Genomic DNA, 23,059 nt, shown 5'->3' on the forward strand with positions numbered 1-23,059 from the left:
TCATTTATAAGCGAGGGGTAGCGACACCCATCTGTTTCATGTATTTGCCATTTTTATCGGCATAACTGACTTCACAAGGTTCACTGCCCTTGAGAAAAAGAAGCTGGCAGATTCCTTCATTCGCGTAAATTTTGGCAGGAAGGGGAGTGGTATTACTGATTTCAATCGTAACCTGCCCCTCCCATTCAGGTTCCAGGGGAGTGACATTTACAATTATGCCACAGCGTGCATATGTTGATTTTCCCAGACAGATGACCAAGATATCTTTTGGAATACGAAAATATTCCACGGTTCTGGCCAGAGCAAAGCTGTTGGGCGGAATCACGCATACATCTGTTTTACGGGTTACAAAGCTGCTTGGCGTAAAATTTTTAGGATCTACAATGGCATTGTCGACATCTGTAAAGATTTTGAACTCATCTGCAACGCGGGCGTCATATCCGTAAGATGATACACCATAAGAAATTATTCCCTGACGATGCTGTTTATCAGCGAAAGGTTCAATCATTCCTTTTTCTTTAGCCATCTCTTTAATCCAGCGATCAGGCATAATTGGCATAAAGCTACTCCCTACCCTTAATATCTTTGCGTTTTAATTAAATAAATTTGAAATGATAAACAAGTATTTTGTAAACAAACCTTTACAAAAATTATTTTACGTCAGTGGTTCTCGCTCTTTTCTTTCACGCTGTTGCTGTTTTCTGCGTTTTAGATTCTCGCGTAACGCCGCGGCTTCCTTGTCGCGACGTTGAGTTATAGAATCTTTCAAAATTATTTTTTTTGGCTCATTATTCATAATGAATCAATTTACCTAATTTTTTGAAAGAATCAACAAAGCTTATTTTAAATGTTGGACTGCAAAAGCCGCAGCCGCTCCTAAAAGCCCTGGTTGTGGATAGGTAAGAATTTCAACAGGGATATCAGCCAGCATTCTTTCAAAGCGACCCTTATCAACAAACCGTTCTGCAAAACCCGAATGGGGAAGATAATCGGCTATAAGAAGACCGATGCCACCACTAATTACAACACGGTTGGCCAATTGTACCAGAGCCATGTCGGAGCAGAAAGTTCCCAAATTCAGACAAAACCGTTCCAGTGCAGCCGTGGCAAGATGGTCGGTACCCTTTAATGCGGCCTCCCATAGATTGCTATCGCTGTGATGGGTAACAGGCAGTCCGGCATTTGCGCCAAGCGCATCATAGATATTACCCAATCCGGGACCAGAAATGATCCGTTCTGCGGAAACCCTGCGATAATGTTGTTTCAGGTATCTTAAAATACTGATTTCGATATTGTCACAAGGGGCATAAGAGGAATGTCCGCCTTCACTTGGAATAACGGTATATTTGTCTGTATCGAATGCAAGAGAAGCAACTCCCAGTCCTGTTCCAGGACCGACAACTGTGGTTATTCCTTGAGGACTTTCTTTTCTTCTTGGTCCACAAACATGTTTAAGATGGTCCTCTTGACAGTTGGAGATCGCATGTCCGATTGCTTCAAAATCATTTATCAGAACAAGCTTTTCTAGATTTAGCTGTTGGGGAATAAGGGCGGGCCGAATGATCCATGGACTGTTTGAAAATTTGAGAATATCACCTCGAATCGGACAGGCAATTGCCATGGAGGCTTGTTTAGGCAAAGGACGGCCAACCTTTTGTCCAAAGGCATCCCATGCAAGTTGCAAAGTTGCATAATCTGCTGTTTTTAAAATGGTTTCGTTGTCAATGGTAACGACCTGTCCATTTTGTATCTTGGCAATTGCAAAACGTGCATTTGTCCCTCCGATATCTGCAACGACAATTTCAATGGGAGCATCAACAGGAGTGGAGTTATTCTTGGAGTTGGACATAATAAAAATCTCCATTTAAGAGGATTAAAACAAATAATATTAACAATATTTTTGTTCACATAAATTTGAATTTAATTTAAGGATTTTTAATATTTTTTTCAACTTTTTGTTAAATTCGTTAAGGCATTTTTTGGGTAAAGATTAAAAACAATCTCTTTAGACTATTGCGAAGCGGTTGTGCTCGGTAAGGTTAAGTTAATCTCTGGATGTGTTGTTATTATAAGCTGCATAGCTTGATTGACTTGTTTCAGGGATAGAGATTGCGATGAAATGGGTGTGATCAGACGAGCCTTACGTACAGTAACAAGATTATTCACAAATTTTTGTCGGTTTTCCAAATCTATTGTCGCGGAATAATAGCAGTTTTCCTGATCTCTTTTCTGAAGAATGAGATTGATGCCCTGTTTTTCTGTTTTATCATTTAGGTAGAAAATAATTCCCGTATTTGGCCAAAGTGGCGTTACGGCATTGAGTGTGATTTTTTCAGCTGAAAAGGAAATATATAAGATTGGTGCAGCTCGGGACATTCTCTCATTCCACCAGGCAAGTGTCGGTGGATTAGATTGGGGATAATATAACCATTCCCCAAATTTTATGTTTTCGCTGGTTTGCTGGGTTATTTTTTGTGTTTTCAGAGTTTTAGAATATGTTGTCACAGAATAGGATGTTGTAAATAAACTCACACCCAGAACAAATAATTGACATGTTTTTGATAAAGAAATCATGGAATACGTTACCCTTCATAAATTAATTCTAGAGTAAAGGTTTAAAACCGAAGTTTAAAGCAAAAACTATGATTTGTTCTGGTTTACATAAATTAAATTTGATCTTTCATCATGGATTGAGCCTTTTGCAAATCCTCTTGGACCTTTTCTTTCAACTTGGGAACGCTTCCTTTAGGACTCATGATGCATAGTCGCCAATTTTTATTTTTATCATGTTGGTCAGGGTCACCGCTTCCCCAGCACCAGCCTTTATCTTTCATCTTTTTTAAATAATCGTTACGTGTTGTACACACTGATTTTCTGGTTGGACTATTTAATGGTTCTGAGGCATGATCAATACATTTTTTGACATAATAATCAGCCTGTTGAAAAAGAGGTATTAAATCTGGAGACATCCCGTCAGGAGGGGTAACAGGTTCAGGATTTGTTTTTCTTGTGACTAGGGGAGGGGGGGCTTTCAGATTCTTTTCCTTGATTACATTCATGAAAGAATTCAATGCAGATCGTTCACCATTCATGTCAATTGGAATTGAGGTTGAAATCGAAAGATTCAAAATCATTGGTGAACTGTGTTGCAAAGCATTAATGAATTTTGTGATGTTATCTGTGTAGATAGCGGTAGAATAGGTTACCCAGCCATTATGATCCCTTGTCTTGTTTAGGGTCACGGAAACTTCCCTGATGTTCCAGGTTATATAAGAAAGCTTGAATTCCCGATAAGTATTTTTTTTGGCTGTTACATCAAGGGTTATTCTGTGTTCGAAAGGTGTAATATATAAATTTAAATTGGAAGTTGAATTTCTGTTCCAGTTAAGGGAGGCATGATTTTTACCGACAATCACATTCCAGTCATGAAAATCTTTTTCTTTAATGATGGAATGAATTTCCTCATTTTTTATTGTGGAAGGATAAGTTTTAGGATCAGGGGAGGATGAGGCCGTTGAAATATTGGCAAATGTTGAGAGTGGAAAAAAAGTTAAAAGGTAAAATAATTTACGCATTGGAATACCTGATTGCCTCGAAAAAGAATTAATTGCATTATAATATGAAAGTGGTAAAGCAAAGCAAAGAATATTTTTATTAAATAATGTTTTATAACTTCCATTATTTTATTACAAGTAAGGAACAGTAAGATATAATTCGTTTTTTTTCTAAATTGTATTCTGTAAGGATGGTATTGTTAAAGTGAAAGCAAAAAGTTTAAAAGATCTGGCGGCACGTTCCCCAGTGACTGAAAATTTATATAATCAGCATGGCTGTAATGATGTCATGACGGCATTTAATATCGCTAATCACTTACATTTATACGGTTTTTTAGAAGAGGCAGCAGCTTTTTATCAAGAGGCAATTAATTATCGTAAATTAGAAGCCGAAGCACATCCACGCGAAGCTATATTATTGCAGGTTAAACTGTTGTGTTTGGTAAAGGCCGGTATAGCTCTGGATGAAAAAGATTGCCAAAGGTTGCACGAGCTTTCCCCATCCTTGATGAATTATATTAGGGGTGTTGAAGAATATAGATGCGGAAAAATTGATGCTTTACAGGCGATAAAGAAAATTGATCATACTTTTGAACAATTTCATACAGGTGAAGAAATTGATGCTATTAACGTTGGTTTAATTCATGATGCATTGAAATCTGATATTTTCCCTGAGAGAATGGTTAAGAATAAGATTCCTCAATCTATTTTTTTTTACTGGGATCAGAATTTACCGGAGGATGTTAAGGAAAACATTCAGTATCATCAGAATTTTCAGCATTTTAAAGTAGAGGTTTTTGACAGGGATAGGGCTTGTGAATGGTTATATGGCTATTACGGACGTGATGCCAGGGAACTTTTTCTAAAATCCAGACATCCTGCAGAGGCTGCGGATATTTTGCGCGTTCATGTTATTAATCTATTGGGTGGGTTTTGGGTAGATGCGGATTTGAAAATTGTTTCTGAAAATCAGTTTATTGAAATGATTCCGGCAAATTATGATGCAGTTTTTTTTCTGACTGAGGGAAATTTTGTTCATAATGATCTTTTTGGAGCCCAACCGCATAACGTTTTTTTAGAAGATTGTTTGTTGTCTATCTATCACAATTGTTATAAATATGATGGCCTATTTATTTCTTATAAAACAGGTCCGGGTGTTTTTATGAGAGCATTAAATAGAATTTATTCGCGTTGTATAAAAGAAAGAAAATTGAAATATCCTTCTTTGAAAATTATGGATTCTTCATTTTTTTCCAAATTAACTGAACAATATCCAGTTGAATACAAACAAAAAGGGACCTGGAGTTCAGTTTGATAGTTAATAGTGGTCTCAAATTTGAAATATTAAGCAATTTTAGAATTGAATATATAATTAAGGTAAAGTTAAAATTATGACTGATAATATGAATTTGGATGTTGGTTATGAGGAGATTTTATCTGTTTGTCCCCAAGCTTTGGATGTTTTCAAACATCATGGGGCAAAAGATTTAAATCCCTTGTTTGATATTGCAAACATTCTCTCGACAAATCATTTTTATTCCGAGGCAGCTTTTTTCTATAAAATAGCGTTTGATACCCACTCCAAAAGTCCAACCCAATATCCATTGGCTCATGTTTTACTTATGGCCCGTCAGGTTGCTTTACTGAAAGCAAGTCTGCCTTTAAAGCAGGAAGAACTTGAACAGTTAAAAAATCTATGTATTCCTTTATATAATTTTGTGGTTGGATGGAAACAATATAGAGAAAACAATGATGCTTTTAATGCCATTCGAATTATGCAAAATTGTTATGAGGAATTTCATACCGGTGAGGAAGCCGATACAATCTATCTTACAATTATGATGAATATCTTTAATCCTGTATCATCGATAGGAATTAAAAATAGAGAAGTGGGTAGGGCCGATTTTAGTGTTATTCCCAATAATTTATTTTTATATTGGGATCAGAATCCTCCGGAGGAAATAAGTAATAATTTTAAATTTCTAAAAGAACTTGGTCATTTTAACCTAAAAATTTTTGATAAGGTGGAAGCAACAGAGTGGTTATATCAAAATTACGGTGTTGAAGCACGGCAAATCTTTCTTTCTGCTCGTCATCCAGCTGAAGCGGCGGATTTTTTAAGAGTTCACGTTATTAACTATTATGGTGGCTGGTGGCTGGATGCTGATATTCAGATTCAATCTGTTGAAAAATTTTACTCAATAACTCCTGCTATTTATGATCATGTATTCTTTCTAACGCATAATAATGTAGTTCATAATGACTTTTTTGGTTCTGTTGCGAAAAGTCCTATTCTAGAAGAATGTATGTTGAGTCTTTACCGGAATAGTTATTTGCATCAGGGTTTATTCATTGCCTACAAGACAGGCCCAGGAGTGTTCGCGCGTGCACTGAACCGTCATTTTTATCGTGCTTTGCGTGGAGAGGCAAAATATCCATCCTGTATATTATTGGATCATCAAAAATTTGCCGAGGTTATAAGGGAGTTTGATACACCTTATAAAGGAACAACTACAAGCTGGATGGCTGTTTGAAGAATAGTTGATTGTTTATTAAAATTCAATGACAATGGGGGCGTGGTCAGAAGGTTGGGTTTTGGCTCGTTCCTCTTTATCAATCCAGCAATTTTTTAATTGTTCAGTTATTTTTGCTGACAATAGAACATGGTCAATTCGAAGACCTGCATTTCGTTGCCATGCAGCTTTGGTGTAATCCCAAAAACTATATTCGATTGTATCAGGATGGAGAATGCGAAATGCATCCGACAAACCCAACCATAAAAGCGTATAAAAACCTTTTCGGCTTTCCGGACGGATCAATGCGTCATCGGAAGAAAGTATATTGGTGGTTAAATCACTGTCGGTGGGGCAAATGTTGAAATCACCTGCAAAAATACAGTTTTGTTTGTCGTTCAATAAGGATTGGGCATGTTTGATTAATGCATTGATAAAATCCATTTTGAATTGAAATCCCTCTTCGCCGCCGGAATTACCATTTGGCAAATATAGATTGCAGAGATGAATGTCTCGACTCTCAATCTCGAGATATCGAGCATGGTCTTTTGTATTCTGTAGATCAGGTAAATCCGTATGAAGCAATTTATAGGGATGGCGGCTTAAGGTGGCAACCCCGTTATAGGCTTTTTGTCCATGTACGATAACATGATAGCCTAAGGCTTTAAAACTTTCCGATGGAAACTGTGCGTTCTGGCATTTGATTTCCTGTAAAAAGAGCCAGTCAGGTTGTTCTTTTTGAAGCCATTTTTGAACATGGGAAAGTCTTTGGCGAATAGAGTTAACATTCCAGCTAGCAATCTTCATCAGGATAATCCTTGGTATGAAAAGATACAAATTGAATTCCAGTCAAATTAATCTCATTATATCTTGATGGCAAGGGTGGACAGATGATCCTTTTCGTCTCTAAGCTTTGATTTTTTGTGATTGGAAAAAATAAAATTCCGGATGATTGGATTATGTAAAATCGAGAGTGCTGTATTTTAATCTAACACATATATGATTGTAGTCATTGAATTTTGGTCGTATTTTAAAATAAATTGAGAGCTATATACCATTACAATTTTATAATGATATAATTAGAATAATAAATGATCAGGATAATTTAAATTGATTATGTTGGATAAATTTAGGCGTGGCAATCATGAATTTAGCACCTTATGCCGTTCAGGAAAAAACAGCTCGGGGACGATTTTATCCTGAAACGGAGGCACAAGGTCGTAACCCCTGGCAAAGAGATCGGGATCGTGTAATCCATTCTACAGCTTTTCGTGTATTGCAATATAAGACGCAGGTTTTTATCAATCACGAGGGTGATTTTTTTCGAACTCGTTTGACGCATTCGTTAGAGGTTGCGCAAATTGCCTGTTCTGTTGCTCGCGCTTTGAAATTAAATGTGGATTTGACAGAATGTTTGGCGCTGGCACATGATTTGGGACATTCACCTTTTGGACATGCTGGAGAAAGGGCTCTGGCAAAGATGATGCAGGATTATAACGGTTTCAGTCATAATGACCAGTCATTAAGACAGGTAACGTTATTGGAGCAACAATATATTGCCTTTAATGGACTCAATTTAACTTGGGAAAGTTTAGAGGGATTAGCCAAACATAATGGGCCGGTTGACAATCCCGACCCTTATTTAGAACGGATTAATCGGTCATATCCCTTGGATTTGTTCAATTATGCATCAGCGGAAGCCCAAATAGCATCAATTTCCGATGATATTGCCTATCATAGCCATGATTTGGATGATGGTTTACGTGCGGGATTGATAGAATTTAAAGATTTGGAAGATCTTCCCGTTGTTGGAGAGGCTTTATATGAAGCAAGAAAACAAATGGAGCAATGTAAATTTAAGGATAGTCTTCAAAAGCGTTTGAGATATGAAGTAATAAGACGGGTTATCGATTGTCTGGTTCGTGATTTGAAAAAACAGACTGCTGATAACTTAAGCGGTTTGAACCCGAAGACGCCAGAGGATATCAGAAATTGTACATATGGGATCGTGCAATTTAGTCCTAAAATTATGGAAGGCAATCAAAAAATTCGTAAATTCTTGTATCAGAATTTATATTCGCATTGGCGTGTCAATCGTATGAGTCGAAAGGGGGAATTGTTGGTTCAGCATTTATTCGAGATTTTATCTGAAAATGTTGATTTGTTACCCAAAAAATGGCAAATACGTGCCTTGGAGGCAGGAAAAAGAAAACAGAAATCAGGTATTTTACGGGTTATTACGGATTATATTGCTGGTATGACAGATCGTTATGCAATAGAAGAGTATCAAAGACTGACCGATTTATCTATTTTGTCGTAAAAATCTAAATAATTTGTTGGATGGTTCAAAGTCTTGTTTAGGGTATGGTCAATTTTATTTTCAGGATTGCTGAATAATTGGGTATGGATAAGGTGTTTATAAAGAAAGATAATTTTTGTATGGCTGAGCAGAATTTATATGTTTCCTTTTATCATTGTGTTATAAAGGCCTTGCGACAAATTTTACCTGATTTGTCAGAAGATTTGATAAAAAGAATTGAATTGACACCTACACGTGATGTTTCACATGGGGATATGGCGACGAATGCAGCCTTGATTACGGCAAAAATTGCCAAGTGTCGGCCACAGGAAATTGCCAAGGAATTGGCTGAACGCCTTCAATCTGTTTCTGGTATTGAAAAGGCTGAACCTGCTGGGCCGGGATTTGTGAATTTGAAATTGGCCCCTTCTGTTTTTCAAAATCTTGTTTCAACGATTTTGCAGATACAGGAAGCGTATGGAAACAGTCAAATTGGAAATAATATCAAAACCAACATTGAATATGTATCTGCCAATCCGACAGGGCCAATGCATGTAGGTCACTGTCGTGGCGCGGTCGTTGGGGATGTGTTGGCCAATTTGATGGCTAAGGCTGGTTTTGACGTTACCAAGGAATATTATATCAATGATGCAGGTAATCAGGTTGTTGCATTAACATGGGCAGCCTATTGGCGTTATGTTCAGGTTCTTGAAGGAGATTGTTCCCCGACTGATTTTGAAGAGCGTTACAAGACGTACATGCCAACTGGTTTACAATACCAAGGAGATTATCTTATTCCAGTTGGACAGGATCTTGCTCAGCAATATGGTAAGACATTATTAAAGGGCATAGAACAAAAACCGTTTCCAGCATGGTTTGAAAAAGTTAAACAGTGCGTTTTGACTCACATGATGCATGATATCCGCCAAGATCTGAAAGCTTTAGGTGTTTTGCAGGAAGAATTCATCTCAGAACGTGCAATTCTTGAATCTGGTAAAGCCGATCAGGCAATTCGGATATTGGAAAAAAAGGGACTGGTATATACAGGTATACTGGAGCCTCCCAAAGGGAAGTTGCCAGATGATTGGGAGGCTCGTCCACAAACACTTTTTAAATCAACGGCTTATGGTGACGACGTGGATCGTCCCTTACGGAAATCTGATGGCAGTGCAACATATTTTGCTAATGATATAGGTTATCATTATGATAAAATAAAAAGAGGTTATCAGATTCTATTGGATGTATGGGGTGCAGATCACGGTGGGTATGTTTCTCGTATGAATGCAGCAGTAAAAGCTCTAAGTCCAGTGGATGTGTCAACTGATTTTGAAGTTATTTTATGTCAGATCGTTCGAGTTGTTCGTAATGGTGAGGTTGTAAGGATGTCCAAACGGGCAGGCACTTTTGTAACATTACGCGATCTGATCGATGAAGTTGGAAAAGACGCGGTGCGGTTTACCATGTTAACACGTAAATCTGATGCGCAAATGAATTTCGATCTTGAACAGGTTGTTGCTCAAACCCGTGACAATCCTGTTTTTTATGTTCAATATGCGCATGCAAGATGCCGTTCCGTTTTGCGTTCTGCTGAAGAGATTTTTGGTCAAGAGCGATTAACGGCCTCCGATCTGGCAAAAGTGGATCTGTCCAATATCAGAAATGAAGAGGAATTAGCGGTTATGCGGCGACTTGCACAATGGCCCCGTACAGTTGAAAGTGCTGCCTTGATGCGTGAACCACATCGTATTGCCTATTATTTGATGGAGCTTGCATCAGATTTTCATGCATTGTGGAATGCCGGACGGGATGATGCGACTTTACGCTTTATCCAAAAAGGTGATGTTCATGGCACGTTGGCCAGAATGGCGTTGATTGAAGCTATTGCAAGTGTAATTCGTTCTGCTATGCAGGTCTTGGGAATAGAACCAGTTGAGGAAATGAGATGATGGATCAAAATTCACCTGAACCCCCTAGAAAAAGATCATTTTTTGATGATGATTCCATGGACGCCTCTCGTTCGGGTCAGGGTAGAGAGAATATGATACGTGGACAAGACCCGCGTATGAATCCTACCCGTGAAGATGATGGACGATTGTCTCCACGTCAAAATCGTCCTGATCCAAATGGTAGGGAAAGAATGGCATCACGTTATCATGAAGAAGACGATGAAGAAGACGAATATGATGAGGATTATGATCGTCGCGGACAGCCACGTTTCGCATTTATGCAGAATTTATTTCATGGAGATTCCTCGACACGTCGATTAGCCTATTCCGCAGCGGGAATTGGCGGTATTTTATTGCTTTTCATTGGAGGGTGGATGATGTCTCATGCAGGACATCAGGGTATTCCCGTTTTTGAACCGCCTCAAATTGCTGCCAAGGAAAAACCTTTACCGGAAAACAACACAGAAACTATTGGTATGGATAAGGCTGAAGGTCAAATGGAAGCGAATGGAAAACCTGTTCTTGCGCCTGGACCTGAACAGGCTGACCCATCGGCATTAGCTGCACAATATGGAACAGGCAATTCAACAGCCTCTAATAATCAGACTCCCGCAGTGACCAATGTGAATGGCAATGTTATGGATAATGGAGTATCGTCTCCCAATAATGTACCTTTGGTTGCAGCACCATCGACGGCAACGTCATCAATGGGTAATGACTTGCCAGAGAATAAAAACAATAGGCAGGCACAATCAAAGGAAGATGAGGGTAATGTCTCAGATGAACAATCGGATGAGGCAGAAAAATCTGTTGCGCCTGTTCCTTCAAAAAAACCTATTCGGCATCATCGTCAAGATAACGGTAAAAAAGTCCCTTCTGTAAAATTGGAAGAAAAACGCGTAGGAAATGGTCATTTTATTGTGCAGCTGGCTGCATTAGGGTCAAATGCTGCAGCACAAAAACAATGGCAGGTCATGCGCAAAAAAGCCCCAGAGTTATTGGGGCAATATTCTCCCACCATTCAAAAGGCTAATGTTAAGGGTAATACGATTTATCGAATAAGAATTAAGGGTTTTACCTCCAAGACTCAGGCAAATAGTTTTTGTAGCCAATTGAAAACGAAAAGTCTTTCTTGCACGTTGGCCAATTTTTAATCTGGTTTTCATAAATCTGGTATAATAATGCGGCAATCGGATCTTGTTCATGAGACGGAAATGGAAAATCATTCTTCTTCATGGAATGATGAGACTTTCATTGTTCGGCTTGATGGATTTGAAGGGCCGTTGGATATGTTGTTGCAATTGGCTAAAACCCAAAAAGTTGATTTAACTCAGATATCAATTTTGCCACTGGTTGAGCAATATCTACAAATTATTGAATCTGCAAAAAAAATAAGATTGGAGTTGGCAGCTGACTGGTTGGTTATGGCGAGTTGGTTGGCATGGTTGAAATCATGTCTGTTATTGCCGCAAAAAACTGATCATTTTGGCGATACTGAACAGGCGGTTGATTTACTTCAAGAACGTTTGCAAGGGCTGGAACAAATCAATAAAGCGGCATTGTGGATGCAGGAGCGACCTTTATTGGGGAGCGAGGTTTTTGCCAGGGGATATTATGAAGATCTTACTTCAGTGGATTCCTCTGGATTGATATTGGATAGTGCACGTTTTATTGACGCATATATTCGGATATTCCATCGTAAAAATAAAAAAAGGGAGTGGCGAATTCGATCGTTTCATTTTTGGACGGTCAAAGATGCTCTAAATCGTTTGAAACGTTTACTCAAATCTCATCATGTACCTGGATGGCATGCGTTGGATGCTTTTCTACCCTGTTGGGAGGCGGTTAATAAAAAGGATCAATCACCCGTCCAACAACAGCAACAATGGAAAGCTGCCTGGTGCGGAATGTTACTGGCCGGATTGGAACTGGCAAAGCTTGGTGAAATAAAGCTTGATCAGCAAGAGCAGTTTGGTCAAATTCGATTGCAATCACGAAATGAAAGTCAATCCTATCATAAAAATTTGGAAGCGGAATGAAAACGGACTTGGAAGATTTAAAAGGGTTGATCGAAGCATATATATTTTCGCAAACGGAACCTGTTTCAGAACAATCAATTGAATCTTTGCTGGAAAAAAATTCAATAAATTTAAATCCTGAAGGAAAGGCAACTGTTAGCATCCTTGACATTATTCATTCACTTCAAGAGGATTATGCGTATCGTGGCATTCGTTTATGTAAAGTTGCCGGTGGATGGCAATTTCGGACAGCTCAGGAATGGACGGCATATCTGGTAAAAATCATTGCCAGGCCAAAGCGTTTATCTCGTGCAACAATGGAAACCTTGGCCGTCGTTGCTTATCATCAGCCTTGCACTCGGACAGATATCGAAAAAATTCGAGGGGTCGGTTTAAGTCAAACTGTTTTGGAAACTTTATTGGAATATGGTCTTATCAAACCTTGTGGACATAAATCTGTACCAGGACGACCAACTTTATGGAAAACATCCAAAGAATTTTTAACTTATTTGGGGTTAAATGATTTAAATGATTTGCCAAAAAAAGAAGAGTTATTTGGAGATATTCCGTACCATTCTTTAAATGATGAATAAATAAGTGGGAATATCTTTGCTAAACAAATCATGATGCATATTATGGAAATAGAGGGGACAATATAAAGCATGTTTGATTTTTCTTGGGCAGAACTGATATTGATTGCGATTGTCAGCATGATATTTATAGGACCAAAAGATTTTCCAAAAATTGTCCATTGGTTTGGTGACATAGTGAAAAAATGCAGGGGCATGGCACGTGAATTCCATAGTCAGGTGGATGAGATGGTTAAGGATCCAGACCTTAAGGAAGCCAAAGATCAGTTGATGAAATTACGTCGTATGAATATTAAAAGTGCAATATTGGATGTAATCGATCGAGATAGAACACTTCAGGAGAATTTGAATTCCCCCCTAAATCAAACATCTATTCAATCTCCGAAACCTTATGAAATTCCTTTTTCAAATAAAGAGCCTGAGATTATTCCCGAATATTCAGCGTCAACCGATCATAAGGAACCTGATCTGGAAGCTTTGGCAAAAAAAGATCCAGCTCCAATTTTTTTTCCTCCTGCAATTGCGCAGCGTTTACAGGTTAAAAGATCAGCTCCACCTGTTCCAGCGATGATTCCACCACAAATTGTCAATTACAGGGAACAGGGATGGTCATGAATATTCCCGAAGAAGAGTTGATCAATGATAAATCAATGTCTCTGATGGAACATTTTATTGAGTTACGTCGTCGAATGATTGTCTGTCTGGCAACTTTTTTGATTGCTTTTGGGTTTTGTTATTACTATTCGGAACAAATCTATATGTTCTTGGCCCACCCCTTGGCGCAAGCCATGCGACAACAGGGAGAACAACCCCATCTTATTTATACGGCCTTATATGAGGCATTTTTCACTTATATCAAGTTGGCATTTTTCGGTGCAATTTTTTGTTCATTTCCTATGTTTGCCATTCAAGCATGGATATATATCGCCCCGGGATTATATCGAAATGAAAAAAGGATTTTTGCGCCTTTTTTGGTTGCAACACCGATTTTGTTTTTACTGGGTGCAGCGCTCGCTTATTTCTTTGTCTTTCCTTTTGCATGGAAATTCTTTTTATCATTTCAGGTTGGGGGGGATCATAATATGCATATTGAATTGCAAGCCAAGGTTTCCGAATATCTTTCGTTAGTTATGCGGTTAATCATGGCTTTTGGTATTGCATTTGAGCTTCCTGTCATGTTGACATTGATGGCAAAAATAGGTTTTGTGACTTCATTAAAGTTAAAGAAATTCAGAAGATATGCATATGTTATTGCTTTTGTAATTGCTGCAGTTCTTACACCTCCCGATGTAATTACACAAACTTCCTTGGCTATCCCTTTAATTATTTTATATGAGATTTCAATTTTATCTGCCCGAATGGTGGAACCCAAATCAGAAAAGGAATTATTATAATGCATGATTTTCGTGCTCTGCGTTCTGATCCTGTGGCTTTTGATAACGATTTGGCCCGTCGTGGATTATCCGCAGTTAGTCAGACATTATTATCGTATGATGAGGAACGGCGCTCATATTTGAATGAGCTGCATCAAAAACAAGCTGATCGAAATAATATTTCAAAACAAATTGGTCAGTTAAAACGGAATAAAGAAAACAGTTCCGTTTTGGAAGCGCAAGCCATAAGGTTGCGTCAGGAAATAGATTCATTGCAGACGCGTGCGGATAAATTGGATCAACAAATTTTTGAGGTTCTGGCAAGTTTGCCTAATCGTTTGGCTGTGGAAGTTCCGACGGGAAAAGATGAAACTGAAAATGTTGTTGTACATTATTGGGGAAAAATACGTGAATTTGGTTTTACTCCATTGCAGCATTTCGAGTTGGGCGAAAAATCAGGGTTGATGGATTTTAATGCAGCTACCAAATTAGCGGGCGCACGGTTCAGCATTTTACGTGGAGCGTTGGCAAGACTTGATCGTGCCCTGGGACAATTTATGCTGGATTTTCATACAACTGAACATGATTACGAGGAATATGTCGTTCCATTACTAGTTAATGAACAGACCATGTTTAACACGGATAAATTGCCTAAATTCGGGGATCAGTCTTTTTGTACAAAAGATGATCGTTGGCTAATTCCAACAGCAGAGGTCCCTCTGACAGGAATACAGGCAGGTGAAATAATCAATTATGATCAATTACCTGTTCGCAGAACTGCTTTAACCGCCTGCTTCCGAAGTGAAGCAGGAGCTGCTGGTCGTGATACAAGAGGATTAATTCGACAGCACCAATTTTATAAGGTTGAAATGGTCAGTGTGACCGCACCTGAAGAAAGTGAAAAAGAGCATGAGCGGATGACCCGTTGTGCCGAAATGGTTCTTGAAAAATTGGAATTACCCTATCGTCGTGTCTTGTTATGTTCTGGTGATACTGGATTTGGGGCAGCAAAAACCTGGGATCTGGAAGTTTGGCTGCCAGGCCAACAAGCCTGGCGCGAAATTTCATCTTGTTCCAATACACGTGATTTTCAGGCGCGTCGCATGAATGCTCGCTATCGCCCACAACCTGAAGAAGGTAGAAAAACGCCTCCGGTATTTTTGCATACTTTAAATGGATCTGGTGTTGCAGTTGGACGGGCTTTGGTTGCTGTTATGGAAAACTATCAAAATGAGGATGGTTCAATATCTATTCCTGAAGTGCTTCGATCTTATATGGGTGGTATTGAAAAAATCGGATAATGAAATATAACAAAAGGGGATAAAATTCACCCCCTTTTGTTTTTGGACTGTCAAATTGTAAAAAGAAAAAAGTATTATCCACTGGATAATTTGGCCGTTAAATCTTCAATAAATTGCCAGGCAACACGGCCATTTCTGGCACCACGAGTAACTGACCATTCGTTGGCCTGTGCTATGAGATCCTCTTTTGAAATGGGTAATTTTCTTGCTTTTGCATATTCTGTTACAATCTGATCAAATAAATCTTTGGAGCAATTATGAAATCCGATCCATAATCCAAAACGATCAGAAAGAGATACTTTTTCCTCAATGGCTTCAGAAGGATTAATGGCGGAAGAGGATTCATTTTCAATCATATTCCTTGGCATTAAATGTCTACGATTGCTTGTGGCGTAAAATAACACATTTTCTGGGCGTCCGGCAATTCCACCGTCTAATACAGATTTGAGCGCTTTATAATCACGGTCTTCTGATTCAAAGGAAAGATCATCTGAAAAAATGATGAATTTGTAAGACAGAGGTTTCAATAACCGTAAAAGAATGGGCAGGGAGTAGATATCATCCCTGGGAATTTCAATAATTTTCAAAAGAGGGCAAATGGTTGATAGTTTGCTGTTTACTTCATGATAAACCGATTTGATCAATGAAGATTTTCCTGTTCCCCTTGCCCCCCATAAAAGAACGTTATTGGCGGGAAGATTTTTGGCAAAATGATATGTATTCAGAAAAAGTGTTTCTTTTTGGTTTTCGATACCTTGTAACAGATGAAAGTCGATAAAAGACATGTTCTGAATGGGTGTCAATTCATTATTCTGGGCGGACCAGATAAAACAGTTATATTTATCAATATTTTCAATTTTTGGCTGAGGAGGGGCAAGTCTCTCTAGGGAAATCGCGATACGTTCCAGTAAGGGGATAAGGGATTGAGTCATCTTTTTTCCGGTTTTCATGATCTTGTAGTATGCGAGATACTTTATATAGTGTATGAAGGTGCCTATAATGATAGATGATCAATATACGTAATGTGAATAAGATAGGAAAGCAGTTTGATGATCAATTTTATGGATTTATTTATTACTCCTGCCTATGCACAAAGTGCAGGCGGTGGTGGAGGTGGTACTGCCACAATCATGAGTTTACTGCCTTTTATTGGAATATTTCTGGTATTTTATTTTATTGTTATTATGCCGCAGCAAAAAAAAGCCAAGCAAGTTCGTGAAAAAATGAAAGCATTGCGACGGGGTGATAAAATTGTAACCGCGGGTGGTATTGTTGGTAAAATTGTACGTAACCAGGAAGATTCAGATCAAATGGAAGTGGAAATTGCGTCAAATGTTCGAGTAATGGTTGTTCGTAGTACTGTTACGACTGTTTTGGAAAGTAAGGCCCAAACAGAAAATACCCAATCCAAGATAAAAAACCAAGGTAAAAAAGAAGCCAAAGAAAATAAGGCTGTTACATTGGATAAAGCTGATGAAACGGTAAAAGCGGAATAAAAAACCGGCGGAATGCCGGTTTCCTTGATACAGTTTATTTTGCGTTTATTTGGGCTTCTGCAAAATCATAATTTGCGAGGTTATTAAGGAAATTATCCACAAAATCAGGGCGGCGATTACGGAAATCAATATAATATGCATGTTCCCATACATCAATGGTTAATAGAGGTTTTCCCTGGCCCTCGGAAATCGGGTTTTTACCATTTGGTGTTTTGGTAACGATTAATTTATTGTCAGAAGTCAAAACCAGCCAAGCCCATCCCGAGCCAAATTGCGTGGTAGCGGCTTTTTTGAATTCAGCTTTGAAATTTTCAACTGAACCAAAATTTTTACGGATTAACTCTTCAAATGCAGGAGACATTGAACCACCATCAGGACTTAGGGAATTCCAGAATAAAGAATGGTTGTAATGTTGACCTGCATTATTCAAAACAGGTGTTAAGGATTCATCCTTTGCTGCCGTTACAATTAATTCCTCTAATGATTTCCCTTCAAGTGCAGGGTTTGCTTTGATAAGATCATTCAGGGTATTAACATAAGCTTGATGATGCTTGTCATGGTGAAATTGCATGGTTTCTTCGCTCATTCCTGAACGAGCCAGAGCATTATAGGGAAAGGGAAGTTGTGGTAATTCAAAAGACATTTGGTTCCTCGATATATTGCAATAATTTTAAAAAATTATATAAGACCTTTTTGGTTCTTAATTCTCTTATATAGAGATTATGCGGAATTTTACAGAGATTAATTGATAAATTTTTTAGGCACATCTCCTTCATAAATTATATATATCTTTTGAAAATGATTAAAGAAAAATCTAAACCCCTTTCTTTTTGCGGCCAATATATAAGGAAGTCTGATCCAGATCACTTCTTTTGCGCGCTTTTTATGCCTTCTGATTTACGAGAACAATATTTTCGTTTATTGGCATTTTATACCGAGATTACTCGGGCCGTGACCCTATCCTCTTCATGGGATGTGGCAGGGCCAATGGCGGGTTATATCCGTTTGCAATGGTGGCGGGACTTGTTGGCAAACAAATCCGACCGGGATCATGAAATTGCGCCTTATATCAAGGATTCTCTGGATCGAAATTTGTTTTCTGCTGAAGATCTTTTAAAAATCATTTCCGCTCGCGAAGAAGAATTGGAGGGTATAAAAAATTGGAATCATTGGGATTCGATAATGGTGCGGTCTGTTGGACAAATTCAGCGGATTCTTGCAAATCTTTTTAAAATAAGAGAATTACCGTTGGTTGAAGCGGTGATTGCAGCGGGTATTGCCAGTGAAACCGTTCATATTTCAAAAAATTTACCGAATATATTTAGAAAAGGGCGTTGTCCTTTGCCAGCAGAGATAATTCATGATTTCTCGTTACAGCGGTCAGAAAACGGAATTAGCGTAACATCATCAGAACTTAATGCAATCCGTGATATTTTAATAGAAAAGGCATATTTTTATTTGCGAAGAAGCGAGAAGGCTTGTTTGTTAGATCGTCATTACAGATCCGTTATTTTACCTGTTATTTTGGCCAAACGGGATCTACACAGGTTTGAACAATGGGATCATTTGTCCCGGAAACGTGGAATTGGAGACAAGTTGTCCGTTTTAAAGGCAAATTATTGGGTTAAATTGAAAATAAGCGAGACTTAGAAAGATAATTTTTTATAAAAAAGGTTCATTATAAAATTAATGAACCTTAAAAATAATGGATACTTAGAGATTATAAAGCAGAAAATAATAAGATTATCCAGGTTGTCCTGTTCCTCCCACAATTCCCCAGCTTTGCCCTGTTACATAAGATGATTCAGTAGAGGCAAGTGTAACATACAAGGGAGCGATTTCTGCAGGTTGCCCAGGTCGTTTAAATGGACTTTCACCACCAAAGTTGGGAATAGCTGATTGGGGCTGAGCCCCGCAAATTTGTAGGGGGGTCCAGAAAGGTCCTGGATCAACACAGTTGACACGTATTCCTTTGGGAAGAAGCTGTTTGGCCATTGATTTTGTAAAGTTGCTGATACCTGCTTTGGACATGCCATAATCCACCAGAATTTCTGGAGGCATATATGATACGAGTGAAGAGGTGGTGATGATGGAACTGCCAGGTGGCAAATGTGGAATGGCAGCTTTGGTGATCCAGAAAAGTGCATAAAGATTGGTTTTCATTGTCCAATCAAATTCTTCTGTTGTTATATCAGTCAGTTGTTCAGAATATTTTTGCCTTCCAGCCACATGGGCAAGAATATCTATTTGGCCCAATTTGGCTAAAGCATCTGCAACAAGTTTTTTACAGAAATCCTCATTCCGGATATCACCGGGTAATGCAACAGCCTTACGTCCGGCTTTTTGTATAAGATCGATGACCTCCTTTGCATCAGGTTCTTCTTGTGGTAGATAATTGATGGCAACATCCGCTCCTTCACGTGCAAAGGCTATAGCGGCAGCGCGTCCAATACCGGAATCACCTCCTGTAACTAGTGCGTGTCGTCCTTTTAAACGTCCGCTTCCCTGATATGTTTTTTCTCCGCAATCAGGAACAGGTTGCATCTTGGACTGTAAACCAGGCCAAGGTTGTGGCTGTTTAGAAAAGGGAGGCGTTGGGTATAGGGACATTGGGTTTTTTAGAGGAGGGACAGATTTATTTTCAACATGTTCAGGCATGGCATGAATACTCCTATTTGTCGCTAAAGCGGCAGCTCCAACAGCGACACCGGTAAGGACTTGGCGACGAGAGTTGGTATGAAATACGGAAGAATTCGCATTATTCTCAGACTTTTCTTTTTCAGACATATTTATCACCTAAAGAAATTTGAGAAATATAAAATAATAAATTAATAATTAAATTTTATTACTTGGATAAGTTTATTAATTATTATTGGCAAAATTATTTTATATTATATAACTCATTATAATTTCTATTCTATATTTTAAATATTTTAAATTCAATATATTTTAATTTATTACTTAATTATATAGCAAATAATGAAATGCTATGAGATATAGTTATTCTATGAATTTTAATGAAAAAAGATAACTGAAGAAAAGAGAGTTTCTCCAGTTATTAAATGTTATCTTTATTTGCTTAAAGATGCCGGTTTATTGGGTTGATCAGGCTGACTTTCGATTATATCTTTTATATGTTTCAGTTCCCGATATATATCGCTATTTTTGTCTTTGGCCTTTGTTTCTAATTCATTGAGTTTTTTATAAAGGTCACTGTTCTTATCATTAACTTGTGTTTTAAGATATTCAATTTCTTCATTTAAATCTTTCTTTTTATCATGTGTATAGGTTTTAAGTTGTTCCAGATTTTTGTGTAAATTGCTGTTTTTGTCTTGGATTTGCTTTTCCAGCGTATCTAGATCTTTATCGAAATCTTGGTTTTTTTCATGAGCGTAGGATTTTAGAAAATCAAATTTTTGATGCATCATGTTATCTCCCGTTGGGGAGTGATTAATGGTCGTTTTTGATTCGTCTGTGACTTGGGTAGTTTCAGCCAAGGCTGGACAAGATAAGAGTAATCCCAGAAAAGCGCTATAGGACAGTAAAAGTCTTTTTTTTATAATCCTCATAATTACCATACCCATTTTGATATAAGTTTATATTTTAATAATATTAATCCCGGTTGTGATGTTTTGGGTCAATCTTACCTAATAAAATGATCATTTTTAATTATATATCTTACCGGAATTATGATCAACCTTACCCAATAAATTGACAATACTTATCATATACCTTATCGAAATCAGAATTAAAGCCACCTATCGTGTTATAATCATTATCGTAAACCTAGCTGTCACTTGCATTGGCATAGGAAAAAGATAAATGGTTTAAAAAAATTACTGAAATAAAAATTTAGCTAATTTATAAATGAATGTTGGATTTCCAAAATTTTTAGGCTTAAATAAAATATTAAATGTTATTAATTGTTATTTGAATATAATTGTTCAAGAAAAGTTTTTTTGTCCGATCATTCGGATGCAAACCATAAAAAGATAATCAAAAAACATTCACCATTTGTCTAAAAAAATATTATAATCTAGGCGATTATTAAGGGATATGAACGAATTATGAAAAAATATCAACTTTTCTTATTCATGATTGGGATAAGTCTATATGATTCATCAAGTTATTCAATTTATGCCAAGCCTTCTGTGACAACTAAGGAAACCCCGAATGAAGAATGGAATATCCATCAATCGGAGAATAAGTATAATACTGATACTGGCATTTTTCCATCCTATCATAAAAAAAGAGGTTTATACCCTTCCAAACATCAGATGCATAATCCGCTACGTAAAAAAGGTTGGCATACTCATCCAGATCCCTATATTGAGGAGGGGGGTGTCTATACCAATTCTGAACATCCTGCCTTGACAGATGATCAATCGACTATGCGTGAATATACAAGTGGAACACCTAATCATTATGTTTCACCCCCGTCTATTTTGTTAGGGTTAAAACATTCACGCCAGTCTCAGCAAAAGGTCAGGATCACTGACCCGTCAAATGGGTATGCACCGCCCATTTCATTACCCCCTTCATAATTCATAAAAAGAGTCTCTTTAGTTTTGAGGAACATTTAAAGCGTGTTCTTTGATTTTAAACTAATTCATGATACATAGAAAAATCTGATTTGCCGAGTTCAAGTCAACGTTGATTAAATTTTTGACCAAATCTGATTTTGAGATAATATTATGACCCCAAAAAGTTCGTTTATACAGGAAGCACAGGCACGAGGATTTATTTTTCAGGCGACTGATCTGAAAAGCCTGGATGAGCGTATGGCAAAAGGTTCTATTTCTGGATATATCGGATTTGATCCAACAGCTGACAGTTTGCATGTCGGGTCTTTGGTACAGCTGATGCTGTTGCGTTTATTGCAAAAACATGGACATCAGCCCGTTGCTTTAGTTGGTGGTGGAACAGCCCAAATCGGAGACCCCTCTTTCCGGGAAGAGGCACGCAGCTTGATGAATCAGGGTACAATTGACCGGAATTTAGATGGGATTGTCCAGAATATTCATCAAATTTTACAATTTGGATCAGGCGAAAACAAAACAATTACGGTTGATAATGCAGAATGGCTGAAAAAGCTTTCCTACATTGACTTGCTAAGGGATGTTGGCATTCATTTTTCAGTTAACCGTATGTTATCCTTTGACAGTGTTAAAACACGTTTGGAAAGAGAACAAGGGTTATCATTTCTTGAATTTAACTATTCCATTTTGCAATCATATGATTTTCGCGAATTAAATCGTCGTTATGGAACTGTTTTACAGATGGGTGGTTCAGATCAATGGGGAAATATTGTATCTGGTGTAGAACTTGTACGTCGAATGGAGGGAAAACAGGTATTTGGATTAACAGCCCCCTTATTGACAACAAGTTCAGGGGCCAAGATGGGGAAAACAGCCAAAGGAGCCATTTGGCTTAACAAGGAGAAATGTTCGGTTTTTGATTTCTGGCAATTTTGGCGTAATACGGAAGACCAGGATGTTGGTCGTTTTCTTAAACTTTTCACAGATCTTTCCATTCAGGAATGTGAACGTTTAGCCGCTTTGCAAGGAGCGGAAATAAACGAGGCGAAAAAAATGCTGGCAACAGAAGTGACCGCAATTTGTCATGGTCGTAGTGAAGCAGAAGCTGCACAGAAGGCGGCTAGAGACATATTTGAGCAGGGTAAACTGGCTCAAGACGGATTACCCGAAATAGTCTTGCCCACCGAAATGCTACAACAGGGTGTTCCTGTTTTTCGTTTATTTGTTCTTGGAAAGTTAGTGAATAGTAATGCGGAAGCCAGAAGATTAATTCGAGGGGGTGGAGCAAGAATTAATGATGAAAAAATTAGTGATGAGGGACAAATTATTACTGATGATGCGTTATGTGATGGGGTTATTAAGCTGTCATCAGGTCGTAAAAATCATATATTGATACGTTGTCGATAGTATAAGGATGCTATTTTTAATATT

General features: G+C 38.0%; 24 protein-coding genes. 14 read left to right on the forward strand and 10 right to left on the reverse strand.

Going from position 1 to position 23,059, the window contains the following annotated elements; all coding sequences use genetic code 11:
* Nucleotides 1-4: 4 nt before the first annotated feature.
* The 5 genes from dcd to GN303_RS01440 form a co-directional block, all read right to left on the reverse strand.
* Nucleotides 5-559: a dCTP deaminase gene (gene dcd / locus GN303_RS01425; RefSeq protein ID WP_110439350.1), complete on the reverse strand. Its 555-nt coding sequence runs from the start codon at nt 557-559 to the stop codon at nt 5-7.
* Between the two features lie 96 nt (nt 560-655).
* Nucleotides 656-796, reverse strand: coding sequence for a hypothetical protein (locus GN303_RS08800; protein ID WP_197037461.1), 141 nt, complete (start codon nt 794-796; stop codon nt 656-658).
* A 42-nt stretch (nt 797-838) separates the two neighbouring features.
* Nucleotides 839-1,849, reverse strand: coding sequence for a glucokinase (glk, locus tag GN303_RS01430; RefSeq protein ID WP_110439351.1), 1,011 nt, complete (start codon nt 1,847-1,849; stop codon nt 839-841).
* A 161-nt stretch (nt 1,850-2,010) separates the two neighbouring features.
* Entirely contained in the window at nt 2,011-2,574 is a 564-nt protein-coding gene (locus tag GN303_RS01435) for a hypothetical protein (RefSeq protein ID WP_110439352.1), read from the reverse strand.
* 92 nt (nt 2,575-2,666) lie between these two features.
* Complete coding sequence (locus GN303_RS01440) at nt 2,667-3,575, reverse strand: hypothetical protein (protein WP_110439353.1); 909 nt, start codon at nt 3,573-3,575, stop codon at nt 2,667-2,669.
* Nucleotides 3,576-3,759: 184 nt separating this feature from the next.
* Between GN303_RS01440 and GN303_RS01445 the strand changes: the two genes are divergently transcribed.
* Together GN303_RS01445 and GN303_RS01450 are read left to right on the forward strand one after the other, a co-directional pair.
* Complete coding sequence (locus GN303_RS01445) at nt 3,760-4,869, forward strand: glycosyltransferase family 32 protein (RefSeq protein ID WP_110439354.1); 1,110 nt, start codon at nt 3,760-3,762, stop codon at nt 4,867-4,869.
* Between the two features lie 76 nt (nt 4,870-4,945).
* Complete coding sequence (locus tag GN303_RS01450; RefSeq protein WP_110439355.1) at nt 4,946-6,088, forward strand: glycosyltransferase family 32 protein; 1,143 nt, start codon at nt 4,946-4,948, stop codon at nt 6,086-6,088.
* An 18-nt stretch (nt 6,089-6,106) separates the two neighbouring features.
* On the opposite strand, the gene xth is transcribed toward GN303_RS01450, so the two are convergent.
* Nucleotides 6,107-6,874 (reverse strand): exodeoxyribonuclease III, encoded by a 768-nt coding sequence (gene xth / locus GN303_RS01455; protein WP_110439356.1) that lies wholly within the window; start codon nt 6,872-6,874, stop codon nt 6,107-6,109.
* 337 nt (nt 6,875-7,211) lie between these two features.
* Here xth and GN303_RS01460 point away from each other — a divergent pair, with 337 nt between their 5' ends.
* The 8 genes from GN303_RS01460 to serS all read left to right on the forward strand — a co-directional run bounded on the left by GN303_RS01460 (nt 7,212) and on the right by serS (nt 15,594).
* On the forward strand, nt 7,212-8,387 hold the full coding sequence (locus GN303_RS01460; protein WP_110439357.1) for a deoxyguanosinetriphosphate triphosphohydrolase: 1,176 nt from the start codon (nt 7,212-7,214) through the stop codon (nt 8,385-8,387).
* A 119-nt stretch (nt 8,388-8,506) separates the two neighbouring features.
* Entirely contained in the window at nt 8,507-10,312 is a 1,806-nt protein-coding gene (argS, locus tag GN303_RS01465) for an arginine--tRNA ligase (protein WP_110439358.1), read from the forward strand.
* Nucleotides 10,309-11,466: an SPOR domain-containing protein gene (locus tag GN303_RS01470; protein WP_110439359.1), complete on the forward strand. Its 1,158-nt coding sequence runs from the start codon at nt 10,309-10,311 to the stop codon at nt 11,464-11,466. Before argS ends, GN303_RS01470 begins: the two co-directional genes overlap by 4 nt.
* Nucleotides 11,467-11,493: 27 nt before the next feature.
* A complete protein-coding gene (locus tag GN303_RS01475; RefSeq protein ID WP_231504047.1) occupies nt 11,494-12,351 on the forward strand; it encodes a segregation and condensation protein A in 858 nt (285 codons plus the stop codon).
* Nucleotides 12,348-12,923, forward strand: coding sequence for an SMC-Scp complex subunit ScpB (scpB, locus tag GN303_RS01480; RefSeq protein WP_110439360.1), 576 nt, complete (start codon nt 12,348-12,350; stop codon nt 12,921-12,923). The genes GN303_RS01475 and scpB overlap by 4 nt, the downstream gene beginning before the upstream one ends.
* Before the next feature lie 69 nt (nt 12,924-12,992).
* Entirely contained in the window at nt 12,993-13,535 is a 543-nt protein-coding gene (gene tatB / locus GN303_RS01485) for a Sec-independent protein translocase protein TatB (protein ID WP_110439361.1), read from the forward strand.
* On the forward strand, nt 13,532-14,314 hold the full coding sequence (gene tatC / locus GN303_RS01490; protein ID WP_110439362.1) for a twin-arginine translocase subunit TatC: 783 nt from the start codon (nt 13,532-13,534) through the stop codon (nt 14,312-14,314). The genes tatB and tatC overlap by 4 nt, the downstream gene beginning before the upstream one ends.
* Nucleotides 14,314-15,594 carry a serine--tRNA ligase gene (gene serS / locus GN303_RS01495; protein WP_110439363.1) on the forward strand — a complete coding sequence of 427 codons (1,281 nt, stop codon included), beginning with the start codon at nt 14,314-14,316 and terminating at the stop codon, nt 15,592-15,594. Before tatC ends, serS begins: the two co-directional genes overlap by 1 nt.
* Before the next feature lie 74 nt (nt 15,595-15,668).
* On the opposite strand, the gene GN303_RS01500 is transcribed toward serS, so the two are convergent.
* Nucleotides 15,669-16,526 (reverse strand): ATP-binding protein, encoded by an 858-nt coding sequence (locus tag GN303_RS01500; protein WP_110439495.1) that lies wholly within the window; start codon nt 16,524-16,526, stop codon nt 15,669-15,671.
* Nucleotides 16,527-16,643: 117 nt separating this feature from the next.
* On the opposite strand from GN303_RS01500, the gene yajC reads away from it, so the two are divergent.
* Nucleotides 16,644-17,090: a preprotein translocase subunit YajC gene (gene yajC, locus GN303_RS01505; RefSeq protein ID WP_110439364.1), complete on the forward strand. Its 447-nt coding sequence runs from the start codon at nt 16,644-16,646 to the stop codon at nt 17,088-17,090.
* Nucleotides 17,091-17,124: 34 nt separating this feature from the next.
* On the opposite strand, the gene GN303_RS01510 is transcribed toward yajC, so the two are convergent.
* Entirely contained in the window at nt 17,125-17,733 is a 609-nt protein-coding gene (locus tag GN303_RS01510) for a superoxide dismutase (RefSeq protein WP_110439365.1), read from the reverse strand.
* Between the two features lie 155 nt (nt 17,734-17,888).
* Between GN303_RS01510 and GN303_RS01515 the strand changes: the two genes are divergently transcribed.
* The gene (locus GN303_RS01515; protein ID WP_110439366.1) at nt 17,889-18,740 is read left to right on the forward strand and encodes a squalene/phytoene synthase family protein; all 852 of its coding nucleotides are present in this window, start codon (nt 17,889-17,891) and stop codon (nt 18,738-18,740) included.
* A 93-nt stretch (nt 18,741-18,833) separates the two neighbouring features.
* On the opposite strand, the gene GN303_RS01520 is transcribed toward GN303_RS01515, so the two are convergent.
* Both GN303_RS01520 and GN303_RS01525 read right to left on the reverse strand, forming a co-directional pair.
* Nucleotides 18,834-19,877: an SDR family oxidoreductase gene (locus GN303_RS01520; protein WP_110439367.1), complete on the reverse strand. Its 1,044-nt coding sequence runs from the start codon at nt 19,875-19,877 to the stop codon at nt 18,834-18,836.
* A gap of 284 nt (nt 19,878-20,161) precedes the next feature.
* Nucleotides 20,162-20,659: a hypothetical protein gene (locus GN303_RS01525; protein ID WP_110439368.1), complete on the reverse strand. Its 498-nt coding sequence runs from the start codon at nt 20,657-20,659 to the stop codon at nt 20,162-20,164.
* A 498-nt stretch (nt 20,660-21,157) separates the two neighbouring features.
* On the opposite strand from GN303_RS01525, the gene GN303_RS01530 reads away from it, so the two are divergent.
* On the forward strand, nt 21,158-21,634 hold the full coding sequence (locus GN303_RS01530) for a hypothetical protein (RefSeq protein WP_110439369.1): 477 nt from the start codon (nt 21,158-21,160) through the stop codon (nt 21,632-21,634).
* A 150-nt stretch (nt 21,635-21,784) separates the two neighbouring features.
* Nucleotides 21,785-23,035, forward strand: coding sequence for a tyrosine--tRNA ligase (gene tyrS, locus GN303_RS01535; RefSeq protein WP_110439370.1), 1,251 nt, complete (start codon nt 21,785-21,787; stop codon nt 23,033-23,035).
* The last annotated feature ends 24 nt before the right edge of the window (nt 23,036-23,059 follow it).

It is taken from the genome of Commensalibacter melissae (assembly GCF_009734185.1).
GTDB lineage: Bacteria > Pseudomonadota > Alphaproteobacteria > Acetobacterales > Acetobacteraceae > Commensalibacter > Commensalibacter melissae.

Excerpts from the sequence above, each read along its gene's own strand:
- GN303_RS08800 (WP_197037461.1), bottom strand. The coding sequence starts at position 796 with ATGAATAATGAGCCAAAAAAAATAATTTTGAAAGATTCTATAACTCAA.
- serS (WP_110439363.1), top strand. The coding sequence starts at position 14,314 with ATGCATGATTTTCGTGCTCTGCGTTCTGATCCTGTGGCTTTTGATAAC.
- argS (WP_110439358.1), top strand. The coding sequence starts at position 8,507 with ATGGCTGAGCAGAATTTATATGTTTCCTTTTATCATTGTGTTATAAAG.
- GN303_RS01510 (WP_110439365.1), bottom strand. The coding sequence starts at position 17,733 with ATGTCTTTTGAATTACCACAACTTCCCTTTCCCTATAATGCTCTGGCT.
- GN303_RS01460 (WP_110439357.1), top strand. The coding sequence starts at position 7,212 with ATGAATTTAGCACCTTATGCCGTTCAGGAAAAAACAGCTCGGGGACGA.
- GN303_RS01470 (WP_110439359.1), top strand. The coding sequence starts at position 10,309 with ATGATGGATCAAAATTCACCTGAACCCCCTAGAAAAAGATCATTTTTT.
- GN303_RS01475 (WP_231504047.1), top strand. The coding sequence starts at position 11,494 with ATGCGGCAATCGGATCTTGTTCATGAGACGGAAATGGAAAATCATTCT.
- dcd (WP_110439350.1), bottom strand. The coding sequence starts at position 559 with ATGCCAATTATGCCTGATCGCTGGATTAAAGAGATGGCTAAAGAAAAA.
- GN303_RS01520 (WP_110439367.1), bottom strand. The coding sequence starts at position 19,877 with ATGTCTGAAAAAGAAAAGTCTGAGAATAATGCGAATTCTTCCGTATTT.
- GN303_RS01450 (WP_110439355.1), top strand. The coding sequence starts at position 4,946 with ATGACTGATAATATGAATTTGGATGTTGGTTATGAGGAGATTTTATCT.
- tatC (WP_110439362.1), top strand. The coding sequence starts at position 13,532 with ATGAATATTCCCGAAGAAGAGTTGATCAATGATAAATCAATGTCTCTG.
- GN303_RS01435 (WP_110439352.1), bottom strand. The coding sequence starts at position 2,574 with ATGATTTCTTTATCAAAAACATGTCAATTATTTGTTCTGGGTGTGAGT.
- GN303_RS01500 (WP_110439495.1), bottom strand. The coding sequence starts at position 16,526 with ATGACTCAATCCCTTATCCCCTTACTGGAACGTATCGCGATTTCCCTA.
- xth (WP_110439356.1), bottom strand. The coding sequence starts at position 6,874 with ATGAAGATTGCTAGCTGGAATGTTAACTCTATTCGCCAAAGACTTTCC.
- yajC (WP_110439364.1), top strand. The coding sequence starts at position 16,644 with ATGATCAATTTTATGGATTTATTTATTACTCCTGCCTATGCACAAAGT.
- glk (WP_110439351.1), bottom strand. The coding sequence starts at position 1,849 with ATGTCCAACTCCAAGAATAACTCCACTCCTGTTGATGCTCCCATTGAA.
- GN303_RS01515 (WP_110439366.1), top strand. The coding sequence starts at position 17,889 with ATGATTAAAGAAAAATCTAAACCCCTTTCTTTTTGCGGCCAATATATA.
- scpB (WP_110439360.1), top strand. The coding sequence starts at position 12,348 with ATGAAAACGGACTTGGAAGATTTAAAAGGGTTGATCGAAGCATATATA.
- tatB (WP_110439361.1), top strand. The coding sequence starts at position 12,993 with ATGTTTGATTTTTCTTGGGCAGAACTGATATTGATTGCGATTGTCAGC.
- tyrS (WP_110439370.1), top strand. The coding sequence starts at position 21,785 with ATGACCCCAAAAAGTTCGTTTATACAGGAAGCACAGGCACGAGGATTT.
- GN303_RS01440 (WP_110439353.1), bottom strand. The coding sequence starts at position 3,575 with ATGCGTAAATTATTTTACCTTTTAACTTTTTTTCCACTCTCAACATTT.
- GN303_RS01530 (WP_110439369.1), top strand. The coding sequence starts at position 21,158 with ATGAAAAAATATCAACTTTTCTTATTCATGATTGGGATAAGTCTATAT.
- GN303_RS01525 (WP_110439368.1), bottom strand. The coding sequence starts at position 20,659 with ATGAGGATTATAAAAAAAAGACTTTTACTGTCCTATAGCGCTTTTCTG.